Annotated in this window: 15 protein-coding genes; 5 read left to right on the top strand and 10 right to left on the bottom strand. The window is 33.0% G+C overall.

What is annotated here, in order from left to right; all coding sequences use genetic code 11:
- The first annotated feature begins 22 nt into the window (after nucleotides 1-22).
- The 4 genes from BMY18_RS00250 to BMY18_RS00235 all read left to right on the top strand — a co-directional run bounded on the left by BMY18_RS00250 (nucleotide 23) and on the right by BMY18_RS00235 (nucleotide 1,655).
- The gene (locus BMY18_RS00250; protein WP_242940919.1) at nucleotides 23-196 is read left to right on the top strand and encodes a hypothetical protein; all 174 of its coding nucleotides are present in this window, start codon (nucleotides 23-25) and stop codon (nucleotides 194-196) included.
- A gap of 24 nt (nucleotides 197-220) precedes the next feature.
- Nucleotides 221-463 (top strand): autonomous glycyl radical cofactor GrcA3, encoded by a 243-nt coding sequence (gene grcA3, locus BMY18_RS00245; RefSeq protein WP_092450198.1) that lies wholly within the window; start codon nucleotides 221-223, stop codon nucleotides 461-463.
- A 167-nt stretch (nucleotides 464-630) separates the two neighbouring features.
- A complete protein-coding gene (pflA, locus tag BMY18_RS00240; protein ID WP_092449391.1) occupies nucleotides 631-1,383 on the top strand; it encodes a pyruvate formate-lyase-activating protein in 753 nt (250 codons plus the stop codon).
- 101 nt (nucleotides 1,384-1,484) lie between these two features.
- Nucleotides 1,485-1,655, top strand: a complete 171-nt coding sequence (locus BMY18_RS00235; protein ID WP_092449388.1) for a DUF362 domain-containing protein — start codon at nucleotides 1,485-1,487, stop codon at nucleotides 1,653-1,655.
- A gap of 104 nt (nucleotides 1,656-1,759) precedes the next feature.
- On the opposite strand, the gene BMY18_RS00230 is transcribed toward BMY18_RS00235, so the two are convergent.
- The 9 genes from BMY18_RS00230 to BMY18_RS00190 form a co-directional block, all read right to left on the bottom strand.
- A complete protein-coding gene (locus tag BMY18_RS00230; RefSeq protein WP_092449386.1) occupies nucleotides 1,760-2,368 on the bottom strand; it encodes a helix-turn-helix domain-containing protein in 609 nt (202 codons plus the stop codon).
- A gap of 171 nt (nucleotides 2,369-2,539) precedes the next feature.
- Nucleotides 2,540-3,889 carry a replicative DNA helicase gene (gene dnaB / locus BMY18_RS00225; RefSeq protein ID WP_092449384.1) on the bottom strand — a complete coding sequence of 450 codons (1,350 nt, stop codon included), beginning with the start codon at nucleotides 3,887-3,889 and terminating at the stop codon, nucleotides 2,540-2,542.
- A gap of 141 nt (nucleotides 3,890-4,030) precedes the next feature.
- The gene (gene rplI, locus BMY18_RS00220; protein WP_092449382.1) at nucleotides 4,031-4,480 is read right to left on the bottom strand and encodes a 50S ribosomal protein L9; all 450 of its coding nucleotides are present in this window, start codon (nucleotides 4,478-4,480) and stop codon (nucleotides 4,031-4,033) included.
- Entirely contained in the window at nucleotides 4,480-6,540 is a 2,061-nt protein-coding gene (locus tag BMY18_RS00215) for a DHH family phosphoesterase (protein WP_092449380.1), read from the bottom strand. Before BMY18_RS00215 ends, rplI begins: the two co-directional genes overlap by 1 nt.
- Before the next feature lie 645 nt (nucleotides 6,541-7,185).
- Nucleotides 7,186-7,539, bottom strand: coding sequence for a type II toxin-antitoxin system RnlB family antitoxin (locus tag BMY18_RS00210; RefSeq protein WP_092449378.1), 354 nt, complete (start codon nucleotides 7,537-7,539; stop codon nucleotides 7,186-7,188).
- Between the two features lie 14 nt (nucleotides 7,540-7,553).
- A complete protein-coding gene (locus BMY18_RS00205; protein WP_092449376.1) occupies nucleotides 7,554-8,645 on the bottom strand; it encodes a type II toxin-antitoxin system RnlA family toxin in 1,092 nt (363 codons plus the stop codon).
- A gap of 134 nt (nucleotides 8,646-8,779) precedes the next feature.
- Entirely contained in the window at nucleotides 8,780-10,012 is a 1,233-nt protein-coding gene (locus tag BMY18_RS00200) for a tyrosine-type recombinase/integrase (protein ID WP_092449374.1), read from the bottom strand.
- Between the two features lie 27 nt (nucleotides 10,013-10,039).
- Nucleotides 10,040-10,228, bottom strand: a complete 189-nt coding sequence (locus BMY18_RS00195) for a hypothetical protein (RefSeq protein ID WP_092449372.1) — start codon at nucleotides 10,226-10,228, stop codon at nucleotides 10,040-10,042.
- Between the two features lie 166 nt (nucleotides 10,229-10,394).
- Nucleotides 10,395-10,592 carry a helix-turn-helix domain-containing protein gene (locus BMY18_RS00190; protein WP_092449370.1) on the bottom strand — a complete coding sequence of 66 codons (198 nt, stop codon included), beginning with the start codon at nucleotides 10,590-10,592 and terminating at the stop codon, nucleotides 10,395-10,397.
- A gap of 108 nt (nucleotides 10,593-10,700) precedes the next feature.
- On the opposite strand from BMY18_RS00190, the gene BMY18_RS00185 reads away from it, so the two are divergent.
- The gene (locus BMY18_RS00185) at nucleotides 10,701-10,922 is read left to right on the top strand and encodes a helix-turn-helix domain-containing protein (RefSeq protein WP_092449368.1); all 222 of its coding nucleotides are present in this window, start codon (nucleotides 10,701-10,703) and stop codon (nucleotides 10,920-10,922) included.
- 180 nt (nucleotides 10,923-11,102) lie between these two features.
- Here BMY18_RS00185 and BMY18_RS00180 read toward each other — a convergent pair whose 3' ends face one another.
- A complete protein-coding gene (locus BMY18_RS00180) occupies nucleotides 11,103-11,993 on the bottom strand; it encodes a sigma-70 family RNA polymerase sigma factor (protein WP_170841236.1) in 891 nt (296 codons plus the stop codon).
- Nucleotides 11,994-12,048 lie beyond the last annotated feature (55 nt).

Genomic DNA, 12,048 nt, shown 5'->3' with positions numbered 1-12,048 from the left:
AAATATCGATGATATTGTATCTATGATAGATCAATTTATGGCTGGCAACGGTGGACACCTTAACGTGTCCGTTGCCGATGCCAGCAATATAGATTTACAAAAGACTACACAGACTACAAATTCTTTAGAATGTGCTGCCGGGAACTTAGCATGTAATGTACCAACACTTCATAACGGCCTAGATGGTGAAGAATAATTTTTAGAAGGAGAAATAACTATGATGAATCCAAGTGAATCACAAATCGATAATCTTGCAGCAATGCTTGACGGCTATGTAGCCAAAGGTGGACATCACCTTAATGTTAATGTTTTAAATAGAGAAACACTTCTTGATGCGCAAGACCATCCAGAAAAATACCCACAATTAACAATAAGAGTTTCAGGTTATGCTGTAAACTTTATCAAATTAACAAGAGAACAACAAAATGACGTTATATCACGTACATTCCATGATGTAATGTAATTACTCATTGTTAAGATACATATAATAACCCCCAGCATAATCTGTGTTGGGGGTTATTATCATTATTGAGATATTATCACGAATGATATATTATTTATTGAGATATTATCGTTATTGGTATATTATAATAACGGACTATATTTAAACATGAAAGGAGTAAACGTATTATGAATGGACGTATACACTCAATAGAAACATTTGGTACAGTAGATGGTCCCGGCACACGTTTTGTTATATTTTTTCAAGGCTGCCCTATGAGATGCAAATATTGTCACAACCCCGACACCTGGGAAACGAATGGTGGTACTGAAATGACTTCAGACGAAATATTAGAACAATATGAAAACAATAAGGTGTTCTATACAAAAGGTGGTATCACGGTTACTGGTGGTGAGCCCCTTCTGCAAATTGATTTCTTAATTGAATTATTTGAAAAAGCTAAGAAAAAAAGCATTCATACATGCATAGACACTTCTGGAATAACATATAATCCAAACAATAATATATATAATGAAAAGTTAGATAAGTTAATGGGATTAACCGATTTAGTTATGCTTGATATTAAGCACATTGATCCCGTAGAGCATATTAAGCTTACAGAACAACCTAATGATGGTATTCTTGCCTTTGCAAAATATCTTGATACAAAGGATGTAGATATATGGATTCGGCACGTAGTTGTGCCAGGCATTACAGATGATCCAAAGTTTCTCCATGGACTAGGGTTATTTATTGGACAACTTAAAAATTTGAAGGCTCTCGATGTTTTACCTTACCATGATATGGGTAAAGTTAAGTATGAGCAACTTGGAATTGATTATGTTTTAAAGGATGTTGAGCCAATGAGTGAAGAAGGTGCAATTATGGCAAAAAAGGTAATTATTGATGCCATCAAGGAAGTTCGAAATAATATAAAGTAAAATATTACTTAATTACTAATTAAGTTTGTAAAAATATTGTTTTTTCTATCAATTTAACGTATAATTGTAACTGTAAAATAAACTATTAAGGAGGTTCTATTATGGCATATGTAATTAATGACGAATGTATCAATTGTGGCGCTTGCGTTGCTGGATGTCCTACAGAGGCAATTTCAGAAGGCGACGTACATATGGAAATTAACGCTGACACATGTATCGATTGTGGTGCTTGTGCAGATGTTTGTCCAGTTGGTGCTCCAAAAGCAGAATAATATTTCAAGCAATTAAAACAAAAATAGTGATGTAATTAAATTAATTACATCACTATTTTTTTTCTTTTATCTATTACGCCGATATGCTTGAACCAATTCCTGTTCTATGCATGTCCCATTACCCTTTTTTGTTTTTTCTTGATTAGGTGGTTCTGTCTCTTATTTTCCTTATAAGATAGTCCGATCTCTTGTCTATCTTTTTGATAACTTCTTATCGTCTCGTCTAGCCTTCTAAATCTCTCATCCTCGAGTTCTTCTTGCATTCTTAATAAATAGTCCACCTGCTTAATTACTTTGTCGCTAATCTGAATTCCCATTTCCTTTCCATGCTCATTCATTGTCTGCAACATTACCTCACTAAGAATTTGTCTAAATTGATTCATTTTATCATTAGGGTTTTTAACTTCTATTTGATTTTCTTCTTGATTTCTATAACTATTTGTAATTGATGGTATTGGCATTGGGATAATATTATTGGTATTTGTTAAATTATTATGGTAAATTGCATTTTTTATTGCCTTTAATTGATAACCTTGTTCTTTTAAATTATGTATTTTATTAAATATTTCTATATGGCAATCTAAATAGTACCTATGTCCTAATTCGTTACGTGGTATTTCCAAATCTAATTCCTTTTCCCAATATCTAAGCACATGTGCTTCTAATCCTGTTTTTTTTGCAACATCTGAAATAATCCATCTATTCTTTTCCATAATACTTTTCCCCTTTTTATTTACATCTACCGCCCTGTAACTGCTTTAGTTTTCCTATTAGCTACAATATAAATTATAGCAAATGGTCTGATAAACAACAAGAGAAACTGTTCAACAAAAAATGCTACAAATCGCCATTATATGCGGTTTATAGCACTTTTATTACTTTAATTATTCGTTTTGTGTATTGGGCTGTCTTTGCATATCTGCAAACTTTGTTTGTTCAGCAATCCAAGCCATATTTATCGTACCAACTGGACCATTCCTCTGTTTCGCAATGATTACTTCAGCCACTCCAGGAATATCTGTATCCTTATTGTAATAATCGTCACGATATAAAAACATAACAACATCTGCATCTTGTTCTATAGCTCCAGATTCACGCAAATCAGAAAGCATAGGTCTATGATCTGGTCTTTGCTCAACCGCACGGCTTAACTGTGACAACGCTACTACTGGCGCCTCTATTTCTCTAGCCAAAGATTTTAATGAACGTGAAATATCTGAAATTTCTTGCTGCCTAGATTCTGACTTTCCACTGCCAGCCATCAACTGCAAGTAATCAATGATAACAAGTCCAAGATTCTTTTCCATTTTATATTTTCTACATTTTGAACGTAGCTCCGCAATTGATATACCTGGTGTATCATCGATAATCAAATTAGATTTTGCAATATTATCTGCACCCTCTATAAGCTTACCCCAATCAGATCCATCAAGGCGACCTTTTCTAATCTTATCAGCCTCAACACTTGATTCTAATGAAAGCAAACGATTTACAAGCTGAACATTTGACATTTCCAAGCTGAATACAACCGTAGAAATACCCTGTTTTAATGCGACATAGTCTGCAATATTAAGCACAAATGCAGTCTTACCCATAGATGGTCTAGCTGCAATCAAAATGAAATCTGATGGCTGCAACCCTGATAATTTGAAATCCAAATCTTTAAATCCTGTTGGTATTCCAGTAACTGCGCCCCTATTCCTTGCTGCCGCTGAAATCTTATCAAGTGCTTCTAATACAACTTGATCAATTGGTGTATAATTATGCTGACCTTTATTCTTAACTAACTCAAATATTTTTTTTTCAGTATCCGCTAATATATCTTCCGTTTTTTCACGTCCAACATAACAAGCATTAGATATCTCTTCATTAACCTTTATAATATTTCTTAAAATAGCTTTTTGTTTAACAATATTCGCATATTGACGGATATTTGCAGAAGTCGGAACTGCTTCAAGCAACTCGCGTACAAACTCGAGACTGTATACTTCCGGTGGAACATCTTTTTCCTTAAGTCGCGCCTGAAACGTAACCAAATCGACTGGTTTACTTTCGTTATTCATTTCAATCATTGTCTGAAACATGATTCCGTATTGTTTGTGATAAAAATCTTCTTGTACAAGGATTCCACTTGCAACAATAATCGCCTCTTTATCCATCAACATAGAACCTATTACCGACTGTTCTGCCTCCACGCTGTTAGGCATAACTCGTTTAATAAGAGCCTCTTCCATAAATTCCTCCGAATCTTACTATCGCTTATATCTTTTGCATTCATTACTTTTCATTCATTACTTTGCATTCATTACTTTGCATTCATTACTTTTCATTCATTACTTTGCATTCATTACTTTGCATTCATTACTTTGCATTCATTACTTTGCTTCCGTTACTACAACTGTAAGTTGTGCGGTTACATCTTTATGAAGCTTAATTGAAACACTATGTGTTCCTAATGTTTTTATCACATCGTCAAGGTGCATCTTCTTTTTATCAATTTCAAGACCTAATTGATTCTGTAAAGCTATTGCAATTTCTTTTGTTGAAATGGATCCAAATGTTCTTCCGCCTTCGCCCACTTTAATTGAAAGTTTAACTGGCTTTTGTGCGACCTTAAGTGCCAATGCCTTCGCTACATCTAATTCCTCTTGCGCTAGCCTTGTTTCTTTTACTTTTGTAAGTTTTAAGTCATTCAGATTTTTAGGTGTAGCCTCAAGACCTAACTTTTTAGGCAATACAAAATTTCGAGCATAGCCTTCATTTATCTTTACAATCTCACCCTTTTTGCCAAGTGACTTTACATCTTCTAATAATATGATTTCCATTATATATCTCCTTCTTGTAACATACTGTCTAAAGTGTTTTTAATCGTCTGAACAGCCTGACTAGCGGTACAGTCTTTTAATTGCGCTCCTGCGATGCTCATATGACCACCACCGCCAAATCTTTCCATAATCAATTGAACATTAACTTCATCGATTGACCTTGCACTAATATATATCTGCTCATTATATTTTGTCACAACAAATGATCCTTTTATTCCTTTAATATTAAGCAGTTCATTAGCAGCCTGCGCTCCACCGATTGTAGGGCTCTTAAGTCCATCCCCTTGGAAAATCGTTATTGCAAATGCTTCTTTATATACTTCTGCCTTACTAACAGCCTCAGCAATCGCTTTATGCTCTTCCATATCATTACGAAGCATTTTACGCACACGGGTTATGTCTGCTCCACTTCTTCTAAGTAAAGCTGCCGCTTCAAATGTCCTTGGTCCTGACTTGTTGTTGAAGTTATCTGTATCAATAATAATACCAGCATATAATGCATCTGCTTCAATTGACTTTAATTTAATTCCTTCATCAATATACTGAAGCATCTCTGAAACCATCTCACATGCAGAAGATGCAGCTGGGTCAACATAAGATAATACAGCGCCTGTAATCGCCTCACTCGTCTGTCTATGATGATCAAATACAATAATCGTTTTACATTTTTCCAATATCTCTGGGCATTCTGTCATCTTTAGTCTGTTTACATCTACAACTATCACTACCATTGATTGATTAATCTTTTCAATTGCCTCTGCGCTTGTCAAAAACATATCTTTTTCATAATCACTATTATTAATAAACTTATCCATAAAAGGTCTTACCGTTGTAGATATATCATTAATAACAATGTGTGCTTTTTTATTCATTTTTTTAGCAATCGCATATATACCAATTGCTGAACCAAATGAATCTACATCACTCATTTTATGACCCATAATCATAATATTATCATTAATATCTAAAATTTGCTTCAACGCATGTGCTTTGACTCTTACCTTAACCCTAGTGTTTTTTTCCATCTGCTGGGTCTTACCGCCAAAATAGTTGATTTTTTCACCATCTTTGATAACCGCTTGATCACCACCACGCCCAAGTGCAAGATCCATTGCGGCCTTAGCTATGTCGTAATTCTTTGCATAATCATTAGCGCCTGTACCAATACCAAGACTTACTGTAATAGTCATCTCATTTCCTATTTTAACACTTTTTATTTCATCCAGGATACTGAACTTGTCCGCAATTAGTTTTTCAAGATACTTATATCTAAATACTGCTAAATACTTATCCTTCTCTAACTTTCTTACGATTGCTGCACCTGATGTGAAGTATTTATTCACTCTTTTATCAATCAATCCGACAAATAAAGAACGTCTAATATCATCAATACTATCTAATGCTTCCTCATAATTATCAATATATATTAGCCCTGCAACAAATCTTTCATCTTTTATCTTTTGAATGTACTTGTTAATATCAGTCTCATCAAACATATACATCGCAATTAAACTCGAATCAGGATTTGCCTCAATGATCGTAATATTATTCAAAATTCTATCAAAGGGGGTTCTCTTCAACTCAACTCGGAAATCCCGATTACCGTATGTTAGTCTTATTTCCTTTTCTTGCTCCCCTATAGGCAAGATATTCCCTATGATTTCAGGGAAAATTGTAGAAATGCTTTTTTTATAATCTTTATTTTTATCAATTAATTTCATCATTGCATCATTAATCCATAAAACTCTGCATTTATCATCTAATAATGCATATGGAATAGATAATTCTCGTATAAGAGATCTTTGTACCTGCGAATATCCAGATGCAAACTCAATCATATTATGAAGAATAGCTGGTCTGTAATAAAATATCATTAATGATGCTACAATCATATATATAAGCATAAAGATTGCCATAACTGTACCCGCTGCAACATTAATAAAATACATCGATATCGTTAATATAAATAACAATATCCCTGTAAAAATAGGCCACCACATGTATGCTTTAAGTTGTCCAGATATTCTAACTGACTGTTTTGATGTATTACTAAGTTTCATAATTATCCTCATTTCTGCGCTATTTTCTGCGCATACTAAGTTTGTGTAAAGTATTGCAGACACAGGCTTTCTGTGTTACTACTAAGCTTTTTTTACACTAGCTCATGGTCTCGTGCTTTTGCAAAACACATCCCAAGTTTGCGCCATTGGCACAAATCTGGTGTATAAAAGATTGGAAATCTTTTATACTTATATTATGAAATTTTGAGCAAAATTCTACCTTGTATTATATCATTTTTTCCTGTTAAAGTAAACACTATAAAAAAGTGATGACAAGCAATTGTCTCTTGATTTTTACAACCATATTATTAACTAAAAATATGGTTTCAGTACAAAAAGAGAGCCAGTTTACTACTTTCATAGTATACTGGCTCTCTAAAACTAACTATTAAGTTGTATCCTAGTTGTATGATTTTACAACTAATCTTTCAACCCCTTGTAAAGTCAAGGATTAATCAAGTGTATAAGGCATTAAAGCAATATGCTCAGACCAATTTTATCAAGCTTTGTCATACTCTGTGATGCCCTAAAATCAAGGTTTTCCGGTGTTGGTGTATTTATCACGCTTTAACATTTATTATCATTATATCAAAAAATTGTATCAACTTTTTGTATCAAAGGTCATGGCTTTAGAAATATTTATGTTCAGTTTAATATAAAGTTAGACGCTTCTCCAAATGACAGCACACTTTTACTTAAATATTTTTTATGAATTTTATAATATTTATACGATTCATTTTTTATGTCTGTATCAGCATCAACAATTTCAATAGAATTAATATCAATTTTTTCTCCATCAAAAAAACCCTTAGCAAATCTATTAAATGAATCCCCGTTCGCTAATAATAAATCAAAGATTATATTAGTAGGTTCTTTAACCATTTCTCTTAAGTTCTCGGATAGCATTTTTGTGTTTGCTATAGGATTTAAATAAGAAGTTAAGAATACCATATAACCATATTCAATACCATTCATTTTTTTTATCTCTATCTCTTTCATTAATATCACCCTACTTATATACAATTTATATAACTGGTTTTCATTGCATCAATTAACTCTCTAAATTTACTATCGGCATCTTTTCTCGTTACTATTATACTTGTATCGTAATCTCTTTCCGTAGAATGCGAATATGGATGCCTTCTTTTATGATAAAGCCTGTATAATGTCGTTATTGATTTTGTTCGATTCTCGGAATTGATTTTTTGAATATAAATTTCTTTTAATAGAAATTGATTTTTGCAATCATCATAGTAAAAATAATTTCCAAGCTTTCTTTCATCCATAATAACTCCGCTTTGGGAAATCAACTTTAATATATACCCTTCTAATGCTCTTGCTGCCGGTATAATCAATGATGAATAGTCGTCCATATCTATATCAATCTTATTAAATATAAACGCTGATGATAATATTGCTTTTTGCGTTGTAGTTAAAAAATTATATAGATCATTGCCTAATGTGGATTTCATCTCTTCATATATATCATTTTTAGGAATATCAACATTGCAGTATTTAAGATGTGCATCAACTAATCCATTTACCGTCTTTGGATCGGTAACAAGAATATCTTCAACGCAATTAAAAAGATATAATGGTTTCCCTTGAATTTGTATTCTGGAATTCGATTCAAAAAATTTTATAACTATACTGTCTCCAAGATTACTTTTATATTTGTATTGCTCGTATTTTGCTTTGCCTATCTCATTAAATTTATTATACCCTATTTTTTCAGCTTCATCAAATTCATTTAAAAAATCTATAATCGCATTAAAGGTTTCTTCATTAGAAATTACTGAAAATCCGTTATTAAAAGCTGACTTTACCTTAGAGCTATTACTTCTATCTAATATATATTCTGCTATTTGTTCAGATATATCAATATTGCTCCCAACTTTATAGCATATAGTAAATCTGCCCTCTGAACATCTAATTAAATCTATTTTTATTTCCTTATAATTGGAAACTATAGTATAACATATTCTTTGTTCTGTTTCATTGACACTAAGTGCAAAATCATTATTTAAATTTTCTTCACACCAAATTCCCGCCCACTCTTTTACTTCTCCACTTTTTAAATATATTTTTGAATATTTATTTATCATAAGTCATATATCTCCCCATAGTGATATTTCTCTTCATACTATCACCTAGTTCGAGGAATTTCAAGTTTTAATTTAACTTAAAGGACAGCCCGCTAGAATTCAATCAAGCTAGGCTACCTTTTTTTGTGAAGAATCTACGATATTTTAATCTTTCCATTTAAATTATTCATTACTTCTTCTGCTTTATCTTTAGTTACATGCGTATATATATTAAGTGTTGTATCTATTCTACTATGCCCCATTATCTGTTGAATAACTTTTACATTGTTTTCGTTCTCGCAAAACCTGGTACAGAATGTATGCCTTAGCGTATGCGCCGAAAATCTAGGCAATATAATAGGATCCCTATTTTCCTTATCTGCTTTTATCTTTTCTTGTTTATTACTAGCTTCAATAATGTACCTTATTACTCTATTAATGGATTCCTGAGTATATGGCTTGCTTGTATGCGTTGTGAATACAAACCCCTTGCGTCCGTCCACTTTGTATTCTTTAGTTATTCCGAATGCTAATTGATACTCCTTTTGCTTTAGTAACTGCTTTCTTAAATCATCGATAATTGGTATGGTCCTTGTACTCGCCTTGGTCTTGGGCGTTCCTATAAAAAACTTATGTTCCTTATTAACTGCCTTATACGATAGTGTATGGTTTATTGATATAGTGCTTTCTTTCAAATTGATATCGCTCCATGTTATTCCGGTTGCTTCTCCTAGTCTGCAACCGGTACCTAACATAAAAGAAAATAAAGGAAGATATATTTTGTAAATATCACTATTCGAAATAAAGTCTATAAATAAAGCTTGTTGTTCCTTCGTGAGCGCTTCTCTTTTGACTGGTTCAGTTCTTTCTATCTTGCTAATAGCTCCATCGCTCGGATTATCCGGGATTATTTTATCACCAACTGCATCTTGTAGACACGAATATATTAATGAGTTAACATATTTAATCGTTCCATATGCAAGGCTTTTCACATCCGCTAAAGACATATACAATTCTACTATGTGGGTTCGTCTTATTTTCCCCATTTGCATATTTCCTATTTTACTGTCTTTAACATACCATTCCCAATAGCTATTATAATTCGCTTTGGTGGCTGGCTTTATATTTCCTTTGTATAAATCAATCCATTTATAAAACCATTGGTTCAAGGTACTCTTGTCCAAATCTCTACAAGTATGATTCTGCACATCCGCTTTTTTCTGAATAATTTTCTTTTTCAATTCAACTAAACTCTTATCTACTATAGTATAGGAGTTTCCATCTATTACCTTTCTCCATGTATAGCGCAAGTCTGATAATTGGTTTACATTAGCGGGTAACACAGTCCCTTTATTATCCTTCCTACTTGCTTTTTTATCTGCTGCCATATTATTAATTCCTCTCGCGTTGCTTATTTAACTTGCATTGTTCATTATCTTCATAGCATCATTAAAACCCTTCTTGTAACATAATACTTCTGCATCAGCTTGTAATTCATCCGGATCCGCATCTGCAGAGCGTTCCTTATTCATATATTTCTCGCACTCTAAAAGCGCCGCCTCACATCTTTTTATAATAACTTCTTCAAATTCTTCATTCATCATAGTTATATCCTCGCTTTCGATTTAATGTATCACTATTTGTTTTAGTTTTTAAATTACTTACTATTCTAAGTTGTTACTTAGGCATGGCTTTTCTTATGCGGGTAATCCATGCACCTATTAAATTTTTCCTTTCACATCTTTTATTATAGTTCTGCTTGTGTTAAAATTAATTATCATTTGATTCGGACAGTAGACTGCTTATATCATTATCAAATATTCCTTGTAGCTTTATGATAACTTCATATGAAGGCTTTCTTTCTCCGTGTTCGATGTATTGGTATGTTCTAACTGTTATACCTAATAGATGCGCCAATTCATCTTGGGTTAGATTCTTTCCCAACCTTGCAATTTGCAAGTTGCTCATTTCATCACTTCCTTTCACGTATTATTGTGCGTGTTTCATATGTTTATATTAACACGTACTATTGTGCGTGTCAACACTATTATTTTATATTTTATTGGGGGTAAATTCATGTCTAATTTTGGTGATAGATTACGCGAGTTAAGAAAATTAAATAAAATAACACAAAAGCAATTATCTATAGATATTCATATAAGCGAAAGGGGTGTTCAGTCTTATGAATCAAACGAAAAGAAGCCGGGCCTTGATGTATTAATTGCTTTATCAGATTATTTTAATGTATCTCTCGACTACCTTGCCGGCCTTTCAGATAATCCAAAGATAAATAAATAATCTCATACTTTTCGTATCAATTCCTTGCTGCATATACAATCACTTTTTATATTTCAACCTCGTAATTTGACCGTATAGACATTCTTAGTTATCACTCAAAGAAATATGCCTATACGGTTTTATTACGCCTTAAATCTTGTCTTGTTCGTTCTAATGCATATAGAACTAGTCTAATAATCCTCACGAATACATTAATCTTTCTATCTCCAAGTTCCCCAATGCTGCCCGCTCCGTTGATGAAGTCCAGTCACGTTTGAATCCGCTTACACTTCCCCCATATGCCCTAGCATAATTAACTTCAAACTTTTCACTTATATCCTTACTTACTCCAACGGTCCTTAATTTTCTCATTGCCTTAAGTTCAGTTTGTCTTATACCTTCCCTGGTTACTCCAAACGACATTCCTATTGCAGCCAATGTCATATTGCCCTTGTATCTATCAAGAATAACTTTATTTTCCCTCTCCGTCACATTACTCTCTACGATTTTCCACAATTGCGTTTTTAAATCAGTTTCCATTATTCGATTAATAACATCATCTTCAATATTAACGCTGTCCGGAATAGAATCAACCAATGACATACCACCATCTTCGCTGACTACATCCCTGTCCAGGCTATCCAAGTCATTAACCTCTTGTATTGTTTGTCTTACTGTTTTAAGTGCCTTAGATTTTATATTAAGAGCTTCGCATATCTCTATATCTGTTGGCTCTTTGTTTGATTGCCTTTTATATGAGCTGATAAATTTCTTATATTCATAGACTTTCGCTTGTAAACGCGTTGGAATTCTTATATTCTTTCCATTGTTTTCAATATATCTTTTCATTGCGCTCTGTATCCAAAAGGTTGCATATGTAATAAAGAGTACTTCGTGGTCGCTTCTGTATTTCTGCGCCGCCTCGTATATACCAAAATATGCTTCTTGCATCAAATCTTCTATTTCAGCAAATTTACTGTATCTTACCGCCATTTTATGTATTACTCCACTGTTCTGATCGTATAACTTCTCTAAATTATCCCTTGAGTTAATACCTTGCTGTATCTCTTTTACAAGTTCTTCGTTTGACATATCAAGTCCCTCTCTGTCCATATTAGGCGGCGCATATCGCGATAGACACACACCA

The organism is [Clostridium] fimetarium, assembly GCF_900111235.1.
Classification (GTDB): domain Bacteria; phylum Bacillota; class Clostridia; order Lachnospirales; family Lachnospiraceae; genus Clostridium_N; species Clostridium_N fimetarium.
The sequence above is the reverse complement of the archived record's forward strand: the minus strand, read 5'-3'. Positions and strand labels throughout refer to the sequence as shown.

Excerpts from the sequence above, each read along its gene's own strand:
- BMY18_RS00180 (WP_170841236.1), bottom strand. The coding sequence starts at position 11,993 with ATGTCAAACGAAGAACTTGTAAAAGAGATACAGCAAGGTATTAACTCA.
- grcA3 (WP_092450198.1), top strand. The coding sequence starts at position 221 with ATGAATCCAAGTGAATCACAAATCGATAATCTTGCAGCAATGCTTGAC.
- BMY18_RS00230 (WP_092449386.1), bottom strand. The coding sequence starts at position 2,368 with ATGGAAAAGAATAGATGGATTATTTCAGATGTTGCAAAAAAAACAGGA.
- rplI (WP_092449382.1), bottom strand. The coding sequence starts at position 4,480 with ATGGAAATCATATTATTAGAAGATGTAAAGTCACTTGGCAAAAAGGGT.
- BMY18_RS00210 (WP_092449378.1), bottom strand. The coding sequence starts at position 7,539 with ATGAAAGAGATAGAGATAAAAAAAATGAATGGTATTGAATATGGTTAT.
- dnaB (WP_092449384.1), bottom strand. The coding sequence starts at position 3,889 with ATGGAAGAGGCTCTTATTAAACGAGTTATGCCTAACAGCGTGGAGGCA.
- BMY18_RS00185 (WP_092449368.1), top strand. The coding sequence starts at position 10,701 with ATGTCTAATTTTGGTGATAGATTACGCGAGTTAAGAAAATTAAATAAA.
- BMY18_RS00190 (WP_092449370.1), bottom strand. The coding sequence starts at position 10,592 with ATGAGCAACTTGCAAATTGCAAGGTTGGGAAAGAATCTAACCCAAGAT.
- BMY18_RS00215 (WP_092449380.1), bottom strand. The coding sequence starts at position 6,540 with ATGAAACTTAGTAATACATCAAAACAGTCAGTTAGAATATCTGGACAA.
- pflA (WP_092449391.1), top strand. The coding sequence starts at position 631 with ATGAATGGACGTATACACTCAATAGAAACATTTGGTACAGTAGATGGT.
- BMY18_RS00205 (WP_092449376.1), bottom strand. The coding sequence starts at position 8,645 with ATGATAAATAAATATTCAAAAATATATTTAAAAAGTGGAGAAGTAAAA.
- BMY18_RS00200 (WP_092449374.1), bottom strand. The coding sequence starts at position 10,012 with ATGGCAGCAGATAAAAAAGCAAGTAGGAAGGATAATAAAGGGACTGTG.
- BMY18_RS00195 (WP_092449372.1), bottom strand. The coding sequence starts at position 10,228 with ATGATGAATGAAGAATTTGAAGAAGTTATTATAAAAAGATGTGAGGCG.
- BMY18_RS00250 (WP_242940919.1), top strand. The coding sequence starts at position 23 with ATGATAGATCAATTTATGGCTGGCAACGGTGGACACCTTAACGTGTCC.
- BMY18_RS00235 (WP_092449388.1), top strand. The coding sequence starts at position 1,485 with ATGGCATATGTAATTAATGACGAATGTATCAATTGTGGCGCTTGCGTT.